At 52.2% G+C, this 14,543-nt stretch carries 8 protein-coding genes; 7 read left to right on the forward strand and 1 reads right to left on the reverse strand.

Going from position 1 to position 14,543, the window contains the following annotated elements; genetic code table 11:
• Nucleotides 1-3: 3 nt before the first annotated feature.
• Nucleotides 4-768 carry a transcriptional regulator GlcC gene (glcC, locus tag HEN33_RS00315; RefSeq protein WP_001332920.1) on the reverse strand — a complete coding sequence of 255 codons (765 nt, stop codon included), beginning with the start codon at nucleotides 766-768 and terminating at the stop codon, nucleotides 4-6.
• A gap of 256 nt (nucleotides 769-1,024) precedes the next feature.
• Between glcC and glcD the strand changes: the two genes are divergently transcribed.
• The 7 genes from glcD (at nucleotide 1,025) to sslE (ending at nucleotide 14,490) form a co-directional block, all read left to right on the forward strand.
• Nucleotides 1,025-2,524, forward strand: a complete 1,500-nt coding sequence (glcD, locus tag HEN33_RS00320) for a glycolate oxidase subunit GlcD (protein ID WP_000026096.1) — start codon at nucleotides 1,025-1,027, stop codon at nucleotides 2,522-2,524.
• Nucleotides 2,524-3,576, forward strand: a complete 1,053-nt coding sequence (glcE, locus tag HEN33_RS00325) for a glycolate oxidase subunit GlcE (RefSeq protein WP_176263327.1) — start codon at nucleotides 2,524-2,526, stop codon at nucleotides 3,574-3,576. Before glcD ends, glcE begins: the two co-directional genes overlap by 1 nt.
• Before the next feature lie 10 nt (nucleotides 3,577-3,586).
• Complete coding sequence (gene glcF / locus HEN33_RS00330; protein WP_176263328.1) at nucleotides 3,587-4,810, forward strand: glycolate oxidase subunit GlcF; 1,224 nt, start codon at nucleotides 3,587-3,589, stop codon at nucleotides 4,808-4,810.
• 4 nt (nucleotides 4,811-4,814) lie between these two features.
• Entirely contained in the window at nucleotides 4,815-5,219 is a 405-nt protein-coding gene (locus tag HEN33_RS00335) for a GlcG family protein (RefSeq protein WP_000853256.1), read from the forward strand.
• Nucleotides 5,220-5,240: 21 nt separating this feature from the next.
• Nucleotides 5,241-7,412 carry a malate synthase G gene (gene glcB, locus HEN33_RS00340; RefSeq protein WP_176263329.1) on the forward strand — a complete coding sequence of 724 codons (2,172 nt, stop codon included), beginning with the start codon at nucleotides 5,241-5,243 and terminating at the stop codon, nucleotides 7,410-7,412.
• Between the two features lie 354 nt (nucleotides 7,413-7,766).
• On the forward strand, nucleotides 7,767-9,449 hold the full coding sequence (gene glcA, locus HEN33_RS00345; RefSeq protein ID WP_000259279.1) for a glycolate permease GlcA: 1,683 nt from the start codon (nucleotides 7,767-7,769) through the stop codon (nucleotides 9,447-9,449).
• 484 nt (nucleotides 9,450-9,933) lie between these two features.
• Nucleotides 9,934-14,490, forward strand: coding sequence for a lipoprotein metalloprotease SslE (sslE, locus tag HEN33_RS00350; RefSeq protein WP_176262852.1), 4,557 nt, complete (start codon nucleotides 9,934-9,936; stop codon nucleotides 14,488-14,490).
• Nucleotides 14,491-14,543: the final 53 nt, after the last annotated feature.

Genomic DNA, 14,543 nt, shown 5'->3' on the forward strand with positions numbered 1-14,543 from the left:
CAGTCACCCCTGCTTCATCTCCAGTGGCACCGCCGAGCGAATCAAATGGTGGCCTTCCAGTTCGATATCGTGGAGATTCTTTTTCACGGTCCGCACATGATCACGTGCGGCGCGCTGGGCGACGTGCGGCAGTCGCTGCAACACCGCGTTGTAGATCCGCGCATGTTGGCGATCGATCTGCTTTTTTTGCTGTGGTCGATGGTAGAGATTATTTACGCTGGCAAACACTGAATTAAACATCAGATCGGTCAATGATTGCAGCGTAAAAACTAGCACCTGATTGTGGGAAGCCTGACAAATGGCGAGATGGAAAGCGTGATCCAGTTGTGCATGTTCGATCAGCGAAATCTCTTTGTTGTTTTCACTGGCGGCGAGCATTTTTTCATAACAGCGGGTTATCAAAACAAAATCCGCCTGGGTTCCCAGCGTAGCTGCCAACCTTGCCGATTCGCCTTCCAGCAATGCGCGAACGTCGAGCAGATCGTACAGCGTTCGCGGCTGTGTACTGAACAGATGGATCAGCGGGCTGGTGTCCTGCACGCGATTAAGGCGTGCTACACGAGAATCGCGCCCCTGCGCTGTTTCAATAATCCCGCGTCCGCGCAGCACGGTCAGCCCTTCACGCAGTGCGGAACGCGAGAAGCCGAGCTTTTCACACAGTCGACGCTCCGAAGGAAGCGGCTGACCGACCTTCAGCACGCCGTCGATAATTAACCGTTCGATACTCTCTGCAACCACTTCGCAAATAGGGCGACGTTCATCTTTCATTCCCGGACCTCGTGCACAGGTAGGACCAATTTTTCTGTTCTTGATTCGCAAAACACGCACATCACGTAAGTGATTATGTTACATCAATTTAACATTAAGTTAACCAAGGCAAGGTCACAGAGCTGGAAAAAAAAATGGTCTGACCGGTAGCTAAAGAGATAGACGAAAACGAAAAGCCCGCTTAATAACTGTTCACAGAAGCAGCGCGCAAAAATCAGCTGCCACACAACACAACACAACAAAGCGAACCCTACTCATGAGCATCTTGTACGAAGAGCGTCTTGATGGCGCTTTACCCGATGTCGACCGTACATCGGTACTGATGGCACTGCGTGAGCATGTCCCTGGACTGGAGATCCTGCATACCGATGAGGAGATCATTCCTTACGAGTGTGACGGGTTGAGCGCGTATCGTACGCGTCCATTACTGGTTGTTCTGCCTAAGCAGATGGAACAGGTGACGGCGATTCTCGCTGTCTGCCACCGTTTGCATGTACCGGTAGTGACCCGTGGCGCAGGCACCGGGCTTTCTGGTGGCGCGCTGCCGCTGGAAAAAGGTGTGTTGTTGGTGATGGCGCGCTTTAAAGAGATCCTCGACATTAACCCCGTTGGTCGCCGTGCGCGTGTGCAGCCGGGCGTGCGTAACCTGGCGATCTCCCAGGCTGTTGCGTCGCATAATCTCTATTACGCGCCGGATCCTTCCTCACAAATCGCCTGTTCCATTGGCGGCAACGTGGCGGAAAACGCCGGGGGCGTCCACTGTCTGAAATATGGTCTGACCGTACATAACCTGCTGAAAATTGAAGTGCAAACGCTGGATGGCGAGGCACTAACGCTGGGATCGGACGCGCTGGATTCGCCCGGTTTTGACCTACTGGCGCTGTTCACCGGATCGGAAGGCATGCTCGGCGTGACCACCGAAGTGACGGTAAAACTGCTGCCGAAGCCCCCTGTGGCACGAGTTCTGTTAGCCAGCTTTGACTCGGTAGAAAAAGCCGGACTTGCGGTTGGCGACATCATCGCTAATGGCATTATCCCCGGCGGGCTGGAGATGATGGATAACCTGTCGATCCGCGCGGCGGAAGATTTTATTCATGCCGGTTATCCCGTCGACGCCGAAGCGATTTTGTTATGCGAGCTGGACGGCGTGGAGTCTGACGTACAGGAAGACTGCGAGCGGGTTAACGACATCTTGTTGAAAGCGGGCGCGACTGACGTCCGTCTGGCGCAGGATGAAGCGGAGCGCGTGCGTTTCTGGGCCGGTCGCAAAAATGCTTTTCCGGCGGTAGGACGTATCTCCCCGGATTACTACTGCATGGACGGCACCATCCCGCGCCGCGCGTTGCCTGGCGTACTGGAAGGCATTGCCCGTTTATCGCAGCAATATGATTTACGCGTTGCCAACGTCTTTCATGCCGGAGACGGCAATATGCACCCGTTAATCCTTTTCGATGCCAACGAACCCGGTGAATTCGCCCGTGCGGAAGAATTGGGTGGGAAGATCCTTGAACTCTGTGTTGAAGTAGGCGGCAGTATCAGTGGGGAACATGGCATCGGGCGCGAAAAAATCAATCAGATGTGCGCCCAGTTCAACAGTGATGAAATTACTACCTTTCATGCAGTCAAGGCGGCGTTTGATCCTGATGGTTTGCTGAACCCTGGGAAAAACATCCCCACACTGCACCGCTGCGCTGAATTTGGTGCCATGCACGTGCATCACGGTCATTTACCTTTCCCTGAACTGGAGCGTTTCTGATGCTACGCGAGTGTGATTACAGCCAGGTACTGCTGGAGCAGGTGAATCAGGCAATTAGCGATAAAACGCCGCTGGTGATTCAGGGAAGCAATAGCAAAGCCTTTTTAGGTCGTCCTGTCATCGGGCAAACGCTGGATGTGCGTTGCCATCGCGGCATTGTTAATTACGACCCGACCGAGCTGGTGATTACCGCGCGTGCCGGAACTCCGCTGGTGGCGATTGAAGCGGCGCTGGAGAGCGCGGGGCAAATGCTCCCCTGCGAGCCACCGCATTATGGTGACGAAGCCACCTGGGGCGGTATGGTCGCCTGCGGGCTGGCAGGGCCGCGTCGCCCGTGGAGTGGTTCGGTACGCGATTTTGTCCTCGGTACGCGCATTATTACCGGCACTGGAAAACATCTGCGCTTTGGTGGCGAAGTGATGAAAAACGTTGCCGGATACGATCTCTCGCGGTTAATGGCCGGAAGCTACGGCTGTCTTGGCGTGCTCACTGAAATCTCGATGAAAGTGTTGCCGCGACCGCGCGCCACACTGAGCTTGCGTCGGGAAATAAGCCTGCAAGAAGCCATGAGTGAAATCGCCCAGTGGCAACTCCAGCCATTACCCATTAGTGGCTTATGTTACTTCGACAATGCGTTGTGGATCCGCCTTGAAGGCGGTGAAGGATCGGTAAAAGCAGCACGTGAACTGCTGGGTGGCGAAGAGGTTGCGGGTCAGTTCTGGCAGCAATTGCGTGAACAACAACTGCCGTTCTTCTCATTACCGGGCACTTTATGGCGTATTTCCTTACCCACCGATGCGCCGATGATGGATTTACCCGGCGAGCAACTGATCGACTGGGGCGGCGCGTTACGTTGGCTGAAATCGACAGCCGATGACAATCAAATCCATCGCATTGCCCGCAACGCAGGCGGTCATGCGACCCGCTTTAGTGCCGGAGATGGTGGTTTTGCCCCGCTACCGGCTCCTTTATTCCGCTATCACCAGCAGCTTAAACAGCAGCTCGACCCTTGCGGCGTGTTTAACCCCGGTCGCATGTACGCGGAACTTTAAGGAGCAGGCTATGCAAACCCGGTTAACTGAAGAGATGCTTCAGAACGCGCGTGCGCTGGAAGCCGACAGCATCCTGCGCGCCTGTGTTCACTGTGGATTTTGTACCGCAACCTGCCCAACTTATCAGCTTTTAGGCGATGAACTGGACGGGCCGCGCGGGCGCATCTATCTGATTAAACAGGTGCTGGAGGGCAACGAAGTCACGCTTAAAACGCAGGAGCATCTCGATCGCTGTCTCACTTGTCGCAATTGTGAAACCACCTGTCCTTCTGGTGTGCGCTATCACAATTTGCTGGATATCGGGCGTGATATTGTCGAGCAGAAAGTGAAACGCCCACTGCCAGAACGAATGCTGCGCGAAGGGTTGCGCCAGGTTGTGCCGCGTCCGGCGGTCTTCCGTGCGCTGACGCAGGTAGGGCTGGTGCTGCGACCATTGTTACCAGAGCAAGTCAGAGCAAAATTGCCTGCTGAAACCGTGAAAGCCAAACCGCGTCCGCCGCTGCGCCATAAGCGCCGGGTTTTAATGCTGGAAGGCTGCGCCCAACCTACGCTTTCGCCCAATACCAACGCGGCAACTGCTCGTGTGTTGGATCGTCTGGGGATCAGCGTCATGCCAGCTAACGAAGCAGGCTGTTGTGGCGCGGTGGACTATCATCTTAATGCGCAAGAGAAAGGGCTGGCGCGGGCGCGAAATAATATTGATGCCTGGTGGCCCGCGATTGAAGCAGGTGCCGAGGCAATATTGCAAACAGCCAGTGGTTGCGGCGCGTTCGTCAAAGAGTATGGGCAGATGCTGAAAAACGATGCGTTGTATGCCGATAAAGCGCGTCAGGTCAGTGAACTGGCGGTCGATTTAGTCGAACTTCTGCGCGAGGAACCGCTGGAAAAACTGGCAATTCGCGGCGATAAAAAACTGGCTTTCCACTGCCCGTGTACCCTACAACATGCGCAAAAGCTGAACGGCGAAGTAGAAAAAGTGTTACTTCGTCTTGGATTTACCTTAACGGACGTTCCCGACAGCCATCTGTGCTGCGGGTCGGCGGGAACGTATGCATTAACGCATCCCGATCTGGCGCGCCAGCTGCGGGATAACAAAATGAATGCGCTGGAAAGCGGCAAACCGGAAATGATCGTCACCGCCAACATTGGTTGCCAGATGCATCTGGCGAGTGCCGGTCGTACCTCTGTGCGTCACTGGATTGAAATTGTAGAACAAGCCCTTGAAAAGGAATAACAAAATGAAAACTAAAGTCATTCTTAGCCAGCAAATGGCGAGTGCAATTATTGCCGCAGGTCAGGAAGAGGCGCAGAAAAATAACTGGTCTGTTTCCATTGCTGTTGCCGATGACGGCGGTCATCTGCTGGCGTTAAGTCGCATGGACGATTGCGCGCCGATTGCGGCTTACATCTCCCAGGAGAAAGCGCGTACCGCCGCGCTGGGGCGTCGTGAAACTAAGGGCTATGAAGAGATGGTGAACAACGGACGTACCGCGTTCGTGACTGCGCCGTTACTGACGTCGCTGGAAGGTGGCGTACCGGTTGTTGTGGATGGGCAAATTATTGGTGCCGTGGGCGTTTCTGGTTTAACCGGAGCACAGGATGCGCAGGTCGCGAAAGCGGCAGCAGCGGTGTTGGCGAAATAAGCGAAAACGAGGAGAGAAACAATGAGTCAAACCATAACCCAGGGCCGTTTACGCATTGACGCCGACTTTAAACGTTTTGTGGATGAAGAAGTTTTGCCTGGCGTGGAACTGGATGCTGCCGCGTTCTGGCGCAATGTTGATGAGATTGTTCACGATCTGGCACCAGAAAATCGTCAGTTGCTGGCAGACCGCGATCGCATTCAGGCGGCGCTTGATGAGTGGCATCGCAGCAATCCGGGGCCGGTAAAAGATAAAGCGGCCTATAAATCTTTCCTGCGTGAACTGGGCTACCTGATGCCACAGCCTGACCACGTTACGGTGGAAACCACGGGCATCGACAGCGAAATCACCAGTCAGGCGGGGCCACAGCTGGTGGTTCCGGCGATGAACGCCCGCTACGCGCTGAACGCGGCGAACGCTCGCTGGGGCTCACTGTACGATGCGTTATACGGCAGCGACATCATCCCGCAGGAAGGGGCGATGGTCAGCGGCTACGATCCGCAGCGTGGTGAGCAGGTTATCGCCTGGGTTCGGCGTTTCCTCGATGAATCACTACCGCTGGAAAATGGCAGCTATCAGGATGTGGTGGCGTTTAGCGTGGTCGACAAACAATTACGCATCCAGTTGAAAAATGGTAAAGAAAGCACGTTACGTACACCGGCACAGTTTGTCGGTTACCGTGGCGATGCCGCTGCGCCGACCTGCATTTTGCTGAAAAATAACGGCCTGCATATTGAGCTACAAATCGATGCCAACGGGCGGATTGGCAAAGACGATCCGGCGCACATCAACGATGTTATCGTCGAAGCGGCCATCAGTACCATTCTCGATTGCGAAGATTCGGTCGCAGCGGTTGATGCGGAAGATAAAATCCTACTGTACCGCAACCTGCTGGGCCTGATGCAGGGGACTCTGCAAGAGAAAATGGAGAAAAACGGTCGGCAAATCGTGCGTAAACTGAATGACGATCGTCAGTACACCGCCGCCGATGGCTCTGAAATTTCTCTGCACGGACGTTCGCTGCTGTTTATCCGCAACGTAGGTCATTTGATGACCATTCCTGTGATTTGGGACAGCGAAGGTAATGAAATTCCGGAAGGTATTCTTGATGGCGTCATGACTGGTGCGATTGCCCTCTACGACTTAAAAGTGCAGAAAAACTCGCGTACCGGCAGTGTTTATATTGTGAAACCGAAAATGCACGGTCCACAGGAAGTGGCTTTTGCCAACAAACTGTTTACCCGCATTGAGACAATGCTTGGTATGAAACCGAATACCCTGAAAATGGGCATTATGGATGAAGAACGCCGGACCTCGCTGAACTTGCGTAGCTGTATCGCTCAGGCGAGCAACCGCGTGGCGTTTATCAACACTGGCTTCCTCGACCGTACCGGCGATGAGATGCATTCGGTGATGGAAGCGGGCCCAATGTTGCGTAAAAACCAGATGAAATCGACGCCGTGGATCAAAGCCTACGAGCGTAATAACGTGCTTTCCGGCCTGTTTTGCGGGCTGCGCGGTAAAGCGCAAATCGGTAAAGGGATGTGGGCAATGCCGGACCTGATGGCAGACATGTACAGCCAGAAGGGCGACCAATTGCGTGCCGGGGCAAACACGGCCTGGGTTCCGTCGCCAACTGCCGCTACGCTCCATGCGCTGCACTACCACCAAACCAACGTACAGAGCGTGCAAGCCAACATTGCCCAGACCGAGTTCAATGCTGAATTTGAACCGCTGCTGGACGATCTGCTGACTATTCCGGTTGCTGAAAACGCTAACTGGTCAGTGGAAGAGATCCAACAAGAGCTGGATAACAACGTGCAGGGGATTCTGGGGTACGTGGTGCGTTGGGTGGAGCAGGGGATTGGTTGTTCAAAAGTACCCGATATTCACAACGTGGCGCTGATGGAAGACCGTGCAACGCTGCGTATCTCCAGCCAGCATATCGCCAACTGGTTACGTCACGGTATTCTGACCAAAGATCAGGTGCATGCGTCGCTGGAGAACATGGCGAAAGTGGTGGATCAGCAAAATGCTGGCGATCCGGCATATCGTCCGATGGCGGGGAATTTCGCTAACTCGTGTGCCTTTAAGGCTGCCAGCGATTTGATCTTCCTCGGCGTGAAACAGCCAAACGGCTATACCGAACCGTTATTACACGCCTGGCGTTTACGCGAAAAAGAAAGTCATTAATAGCGTCAAAAAAGCCCCGGCAAGTTTTATTGTCGGGGCTATGATAGTAACTGCGGTAGTACATTTATCCCGGAAATAACCGGAGCGATTATCAGGGTTTAACAATATTAAATACCCGTAGCGCATCACTAGCGGGATTAAAACAACAATATGGACATCTTAACGATACTCTGCACCTGTGTGTGCGGAACAGAAACCCTTACCCGATATACTTGTTATGCCAGAGGTAGCAATTGCGTTAGCGGCGTACTGTTGCTGTAAAGTATAACGCCTATATTTTACAGTTCAGTCCTCTTTTGCTTATTACAACCTTAAGTATATCAAGCATATAAAGATAATAAGAGACTGAACAATATGGTTACCTGGACCCAAATGTATATGCCGATGGGAGGACTGGGGCTATCCGCTCTGGTCGCCCTGATCCCGATAATATTCTTCTTCGTTGCACTCGCGGTATTACGTCTGAAAGGACATGTTGCCGGAGCAATAACCCTTATATTATCTATCCTGATTGCGATATTCGCCTTTAAAATGCCGATTGATATGGCATTTGCTGCTGCGGGCTATGGCTTTATTTATGGATTATGGCCTATTGCGTGGATTATTGTCGCGGCGGTATTCCTGTATAAATTAACCGTTGCCAGCGGCCAGTTTGATATTATCCGCAGTTCGGTTATCTCCATCACCGACGATCAGCGTTTGCAGGTGTTACTGATTGGTTTCTCCTTTGGCGCACTGCTGGAAGGAGCGGCTGGCTTTGGCGCGCCGGTGGCGATTACAGGTGCTCTGCTGGTGGGGCTGGGCTTCAAACCGTTATATGCGGCGGGGTTGTGTCTGATTGCCAACACTGCGCCGGTGGCGTTTGGTGCGTTGGGCGTGCCGATTCTGGTCGCTGGTCAGGTAACGGGAATCGATCCGTTTGATATTGGCGCAATGGCGGGACGTCAGTTACCGTTCCTGTCGGTTCTTGTGCCATTCTGGCTGGTGGCAATGATGGACGGTTGGAAAGGGGTGAAAGAGACCTGGCCAGCGGCGCTGGTTGCAGGGGGAAGCTTCGCTGTCACGCAGTTCTTTACCTCTAACTACATTGGTCCGGAACTGCCGGATATTACTTCGGCGCTGGTGAGTATTGTCTCACTCGCTTTATTCCTTAAAGTCTGGCGGCCGAAAAATACCGAAACGGCAATCAGCATGGGGCAATCCGCAGGTGCGATGGTGGTAAATAAGCCATCTTCTGGCGGTCCCGTGCCTTCAGAATATAGTCTGGGGCAAATCATTCGTGCATGGTCACCGTTTTTAATCTTAACGGTACTGGTTACCATCTGGACGATGAAACCATTTAAAGCGTTATTTGCTCCGGGCGGTGCGTTTTATTCGCTGGTGATTAATTTCCAGATCCCTCATTTGCATCAACAAGTGTTGAAAGCGGCACCCATTGTCGCTCAGCCAACGCCAATGGATGCGGTGTTTAAATTCGACCCTCTCTCCGCTGGCGGCACCGCTATTTTTATTGCGGCGATTATCTCGATCTTCATCCTCGGCGTGGGGATCAAGAAAGGTATTGGTGTCTTTGCCGAAACGCTAATTAGCCTGAAGTGGCCGATACTGTCGATTGGCATGGTGCTGGCGTTCGCCTTCGTCACCAACTATTCCGGTATGTCCACCACGCTGGCGCTGGTACTGGCGGGCACAGGCGTGATGTTCCCGTTCTTCTCACCGTTCCTTGGCTGGTTGGGTGTATTTCTCACGGGTTCGGATACGTCTTCTAACGCCCTGTTTGGTTCACTGCAATCAACGACGGCGCAGCAAATCAACGTCTCTGACACCCTGCTGGTGGCAGCAAACACCAGCGGTGGCGTGACCGGCAAGATGATCTCCCCGCAATCTATCGCCGTGGCCTGTGCCGCGACAGGTATGGTGGGCCGAGAATCTGAACTGTTCCGCTACACCGTGAAGCACAGTCTGATTTTTGCCAGCGTTATCGGCATTATCACCCTGCTGCAGGCGTATGTGTTTACCGGGATGTTAGTTTCGTAAATCAATAAAGCCGGATGATCGTTAATATCATCCGGCTTCATTTACATTATTCTGTCTTATTAATTTAAAATCATTTCCTGCTTTATTATCTATACAGTAATAATGTATTGCATTCAGATAACATACTAAATAATTAAGGGTGTGAGAACATCTGTTTTTTTATCACGCAAAACAAGTCTGTATTAATTATGTTCGCTTGATGAGCAAACACCGTTCTATCTGTTGCTTTTGCAATCTAAATCGTTAAAACTATCAACGAATTTATATGGTTACGCTGTGAAAAGTTGTTGATTTTTTGTTTGTTGAAATTTCGTAAAAATAACCTGACAGATATCGTATAGGGGATATTCTTATAGATTTCACCTGTTTTTCTATAAATGATGCCGTTTTCTTAAGAATGGAGGAAGTTATTAGAGAAAATAAAGCATAAAACTATTTTCCCAGTTACAAATTCTTTAATTTTATTTTGTCACTTGCGTTATTAATGAATAAGAAATTTAAATATAAAAAATCGCTTTTAGCGGCTATTTTAAGCGCAACCTTATTAACCGGTTGTGATGGCGGTGGTTCAGGATCGTCCTCCGATACGCCGTCTGTAGATTCTGGAGCAGGGACTTTGCCGGAAGTGAAACCCGATCCAATACCAACCCCGGAACCGACACCTGAGCCGACGCCGGACCCAGAACCTACACCAGACCCGACACCCGATCCAGAGCCGACACCAGAACCGGAGCCAGAACCTGTTCCTACGAAAACGGGGTATCTGACCCTGGGCGGAAGCCAGCGGGTAACTGGTGCTACCTGTAATGGTGAATCCAGCGACGGCTTTACCTTTACGCCAGGCAATACCGTGAGTTGTGTGGTGGGCAGTACGACCATTGCAACATTCAACACCCAGTCAGAGACTGCGCGTAGCCTGCGTGCGGTTGACAAAGTGTCGTTTAGTCTTGAGGACGCGCAGGAGCTGGCGGATTCTGCAAATAAGAAAACCAACGCCATCTCTCTGGTGACGTCCAGCGACAGTTGCCCCGCAGATGCAGAACAGCTTTGTCTTACTTTCTCGTCAGTGGTTGATCGCGCGCGTTTTGAAAAACTGTATAAGCAAATTGATCTGGCAATAAACGATTTCAGCAAGCTGGTCAATGAAGAGGTGGAAAACAATGCTGCGACTGATAAAGCGCCGTCCACCCATACCTCAACGGTAGTGCCAGTCACGACAGAGGGAACAAAACCGGATCTGAACGCGTCCTTTGTGTCGGCTAACGCGGAACAGTTTTATCAGTATCAACCAACTGAAATCATTCTTTCCGAAGGCCATCTGGTGGATAGCCTGGGGAACGGTGTTGCTGGCGTAGACTACTACACCAATTCAGGCCGTGGCGTAACTGACGAAAACGGTAAATTCTCCTTTAGCTGGGGCGAAACCATCTCCTTTGGTATCGATACCTTTGAACTGGGCTCAGTACGCGGCAATAAGTCGACTATTGCGCTGACTGAATTGGGTGATGAAGTTCACGGCGCGAATGTTGATCAGCTTATCCACCGCTATTCGAAAGCCGGACAAAATAATACCCGAGTTGTTCCGGACGATGTACGCAAGATCTTTGCCGAATATCCCAACGTCATCAACGAGATTATCAATCTCTCGTTATCCAATGGCGCGACGCTGGATGAAGGCGATCAAAACGTTGTGCTGCCTAACGAATTTATCGAGCAGTTTAAGACGGGTCAGGCCAAAGAGATCGATACCGCGATTTGTGCGAAAACCGACGGTTGTAACGAGGCTCGCTGGTTCTCGCTGACGACGCGCAATGTTAATGACGGCCAGATTCAGGGCGTTATCAACAAGCTGTGGGGCGTGGATACGAACTACCAGTCTGTCAGCAAGTTCCATGTATTCCATGACTCTACCAACTTCTATGGCAGCACGGGAAATGCGCGCGGTCAGGCGGTGGTGAATATCTCCAACGCGGCATTCCCGATTCTGATGGCGCGTAATGATAAAAACTACTGGCTGGCGTTTGGCGAAAAACGCGCCTGGGATAAAAACGAGCTGGCGTACATTACGGAAGCGCCTTCCATTGTGCAGCCAGAGAACGTAACGCGCGATACCGCCACCTTCAATCTGCCGTTTATTTCGCTGGGGCAAGTCGGTGAGGGCAAACTGATGGTTATCGGTAACCCGCACTACAACAGCATTTTGCGTTGCCCGAATGGTTACAGCTGGGCCGGTGGTGTTAATGATAAAGGTGAGTGTACGCTCAGCGGTGATTCAGATGACATGAAGCACTTCATGCAGAACGTACTGCGCTATCTGTCAAACGACATCTGGCAGCCAAATACCAAGAGCACAATGACCGTGGGTACGAACCTGGAAAACGTTTATTTCAAAAATCATGGCCAGGTTACGGGGAGCCGTGCTGCGTTTGGCTTCCATCCGGATTTCGCAGGTATTTCTGTTAAACATTTGACCAGCTATGGCGATCTGAATCCGGAAGAAGTTCCGTTGCTGATCCTCAACGGCTTTGAATATGTGACTCAGTGGTCTGGTGATCCCTATGCAGTGCCTCTACGTGCAGATACCAGCAAACCGAAGCTGAGCCAGCAGGATGTGACCGATCTGATAGCCTATCTGGACAAAGGCGGTTCGGTGCTGATCATGGAAAACGTGATGAGCAATCTTAAGGAAGAGAGCGCGTCTGGCTTTGTGCGCCTGCTTGATGCCGCAGGCCTGTCAATGGCACTGAACAAGTCGGTGGTGAATAATGATCCTCAAGGGTATCCGAACCGCGTTCGTCAGCAGCGCGCAACGGGCATTTGGGTCTATGAACGTTATCCTGCCGTAGACGGTGCGTTGCCATACTCCATCGATAGCGAGACAGGGGAAGTTAAGTGGAAATATCAGGTAGATAACAAACCTGATGACAAACCGAAGCTGGAAGTTGCCAGCTGGCTGGAAGATGTAGATGGCAAACAGGAAACGCGCTATGCCTTTATTGATGAGGCGGAGTTTAAAACCAAAGAGTCTCTGGAGGCTGCAAAGGCAAAAATCTTTGAGAAGTTTCCTGGATTACAGGAGTGTAAGGACTCGGCATACCACTATGAGGTCAACTGCCTGGAATATCGTCCTGGCACGGGGGTTCCGGTTACTGGTGGCATGTATGTTCCGCGCTATACGCAACTGAATCTTGACGCCAACACGGCGAAAGCGATGGTGCAGGCTGCGGATTTAGGCACCAACATTCAGCGCCTGTATCAGCATGAGCTTTATTTCCGTACTAAAGGCAGTAAAGGTGAGCGTCTGAACAGCGTCGATCTGGAGCGTTTGTACCAGAACATGTCGGTCTGGTTGTGGAACGATACGGCTTATCGTTATGAAGAAGGCAAAAATGACGAGCTGGGCTTTAAAACGTTCACCGAGTTCCTGAACTGCTACGCCAATGATGCCTATGCAGGTGGCACCAAGTGTTCTGCAGATCTGAAAAAATCGCTGATCGATAACAAGATGATCTACGGTGAAGGCAGCAAAGCAGGCATGATGAACCCGAGCTACCCGCTCAACTATATGGAAAAACCGCTGACGCGCCTGATGCTGGGCCGTTCCTGGTGGGATCTGAACATCAAAGTTGATGTCGAGAAGTATCCGGGAGCGGTATCGGAAGAGGGGCAGAACGTTACTGAAACCATCAGCCTGTACTCGAATCCGACCAAATGGTTTGCGGGTAACATGCAATCTACCGGCCTGTGGGCACCGGCCCAGCAGGACGTCACCATTAAGTCTTCGGCGTCAGTCCCTGTGACCGTCACCGTGGCGCTGGCTGACGACCTGACCGGACGTGAGAAGCATGAAGTTGCGCTGAACCGTCCGCCAAGAGTGACTAAAACGTACTCTCTGGACGCTAGCGGTACGGTGAAGTTCAAGGTGCCTTACGGTGGCCTGATTTATATCAAGGGCAATAGCTCTACCAATGAATCTGCCAGCTTCACCTTTACTGGCGTGGTAAAAGCACCGTTCTATAAAGACGGCGCATGGAAAAACGATCTGAACTCTCCTGCGCCGTTGGGCGAGCTGGAATCAGACGCTTTCGTCTACACCACGCCGAAGAAGAACCTTGAGGCCAGCAATTTCACTGGTGGCGTAGCAGAATTCGCTAAAGATCTGGATACCTTTGCCAGCTCGATGAATGACTTCTACGGTCGTAATGATGAAGACGGTAAGCACCGGATGTTTACCTATAAAAACTTGACGGGCCACAAGCATCGTTTCACCAACGATGTGCAGATCTCCATCGGTGATGCGCATTCGGGTTATCCGGTAATGAACAGCAGCTTCTCGACGAACAGCACCACGCTGCCGACGACGCCGCTGAACGACTGGCTGATTTGGCACGAAGTCGGTCATAACGCTGCAGAAACACCGCTGAACGTACCGGGTGCAACTGAAGTGGCGAACAACGTGCTGGCGCTGTACATGCAGGATCGCTATCTCGGCAAGATGAACCGTGTTGCTGACGATATTACCGTTGCGCCGGAATATCTGGAGGAGAGCAATGGTCAGGCATGGGCGCGCGGCGGTGCGGGTGACCGTCTGCTGATGTACGCGCAGCTGAAGGAATGGGCAGAGAAAAACTTTGATATCAAGCAGTGGTATCCAGAAGGCTCTCTGCCAGCGTTCTACAGCGATCGTGAAGGGATGAAAGGCTGGAACCTGTTCCAGTTGATGCACCGTAAAGCACGCGGCGATGATGTTGGCAAAACCAAGTTTGGCGAAAGAAATTACTGTGCCGAATCCAACGGTAACGCTGCCGACAAGCTGATGCTGTGTGCATCCTGGGTCGCCCAGACGGATCTTTCGGAGTTCTTTAAGAAATGGAATCCGGGCGCGAATGCTTACCAGCTGCCGGGGGCGAGCGAGATGAGCTTCGAGGGCGGTGTGAGCCAGTCGGCGTACAACACGCTGGCGTCACTCAAGCTGCCGAAACCGGAACAGGGACCGGAAACCATTAATCAGGTTACCGAGCATAAGATGTCAGCTGAGTAAGCCTGTATGCCGGATAAGGCGTTCACGCCGCATCCGGCATGAAATAAGGCGCA

This window comes from Escherichia sp. 94.0001, from assembly GCF_013369155.2.
Classification (GTDB): domain Bacteria; phylum Pseudomonadota; class Gammaproteobacteria; order Enterobacterales; family Enterobacteriaceae; genus Escherichia; species Escherichia coli_F.

What these genes read in the sequence shown, in the direction of transcription:
- HEN33_RS00335 (WP_000853256.1), top strand. Translation starts at nt 4,815, where the DNA reads ATGAAAACTAAAGTCATTCTTAGCCAGCAAATGGCGAGTGCAATTATT.
- glcF (WP_176263328.1), top strand. Translation starts at nt 3,587, where the DNA reads ATGCAAACCCGGTTAACTGAAGAGATGCTTCAGAACGCGCGTGCGCTG.
- glcB (WP_176263329.1), top strand. Translation starts at nt 5,241, where the DNA reads ATGAGTCAAACCATAACCCAGGGCCGTTTACGCATTGACGCCGACTTT.
- sslE (WP_176262852.1), top strand. Translation starts at nt 9,934, where the DNA reads ATGAATAAGAAATTTAAATATAAAAAATCGCTTTTAGCGGCTATTTTA.
- glcD (WP_000026096.1), top strand. Translation starts at nt 1,025, where the DNA reads ATGAGCATCTTGTACGAAGAGCGTCTTGATGGCGCTTTACCCGATGTC.
- glcE (WP_176263327.1), top strand. Translation starts at nt 2,524, where the DNA reads ATGCTACGCGAGTGTGATTACAGCCAGGTACTGCTGGAGCAGGTGAAT.
- glcA (WP_000259279.1), top strand. Translation starts at nt 7,767, where the DNA reads ATGGTTACCTGGACCCAAATGTATATGCCGATGGGAGGACTGGGGCTA.
- glcC (WP_001332920.1), bottom strand. Translation starts at nt 768, where the DNA reads ATGAAAGATGAACGTCGCCCTATTTGCGAAGTGGTTGCAGAGAGTATC.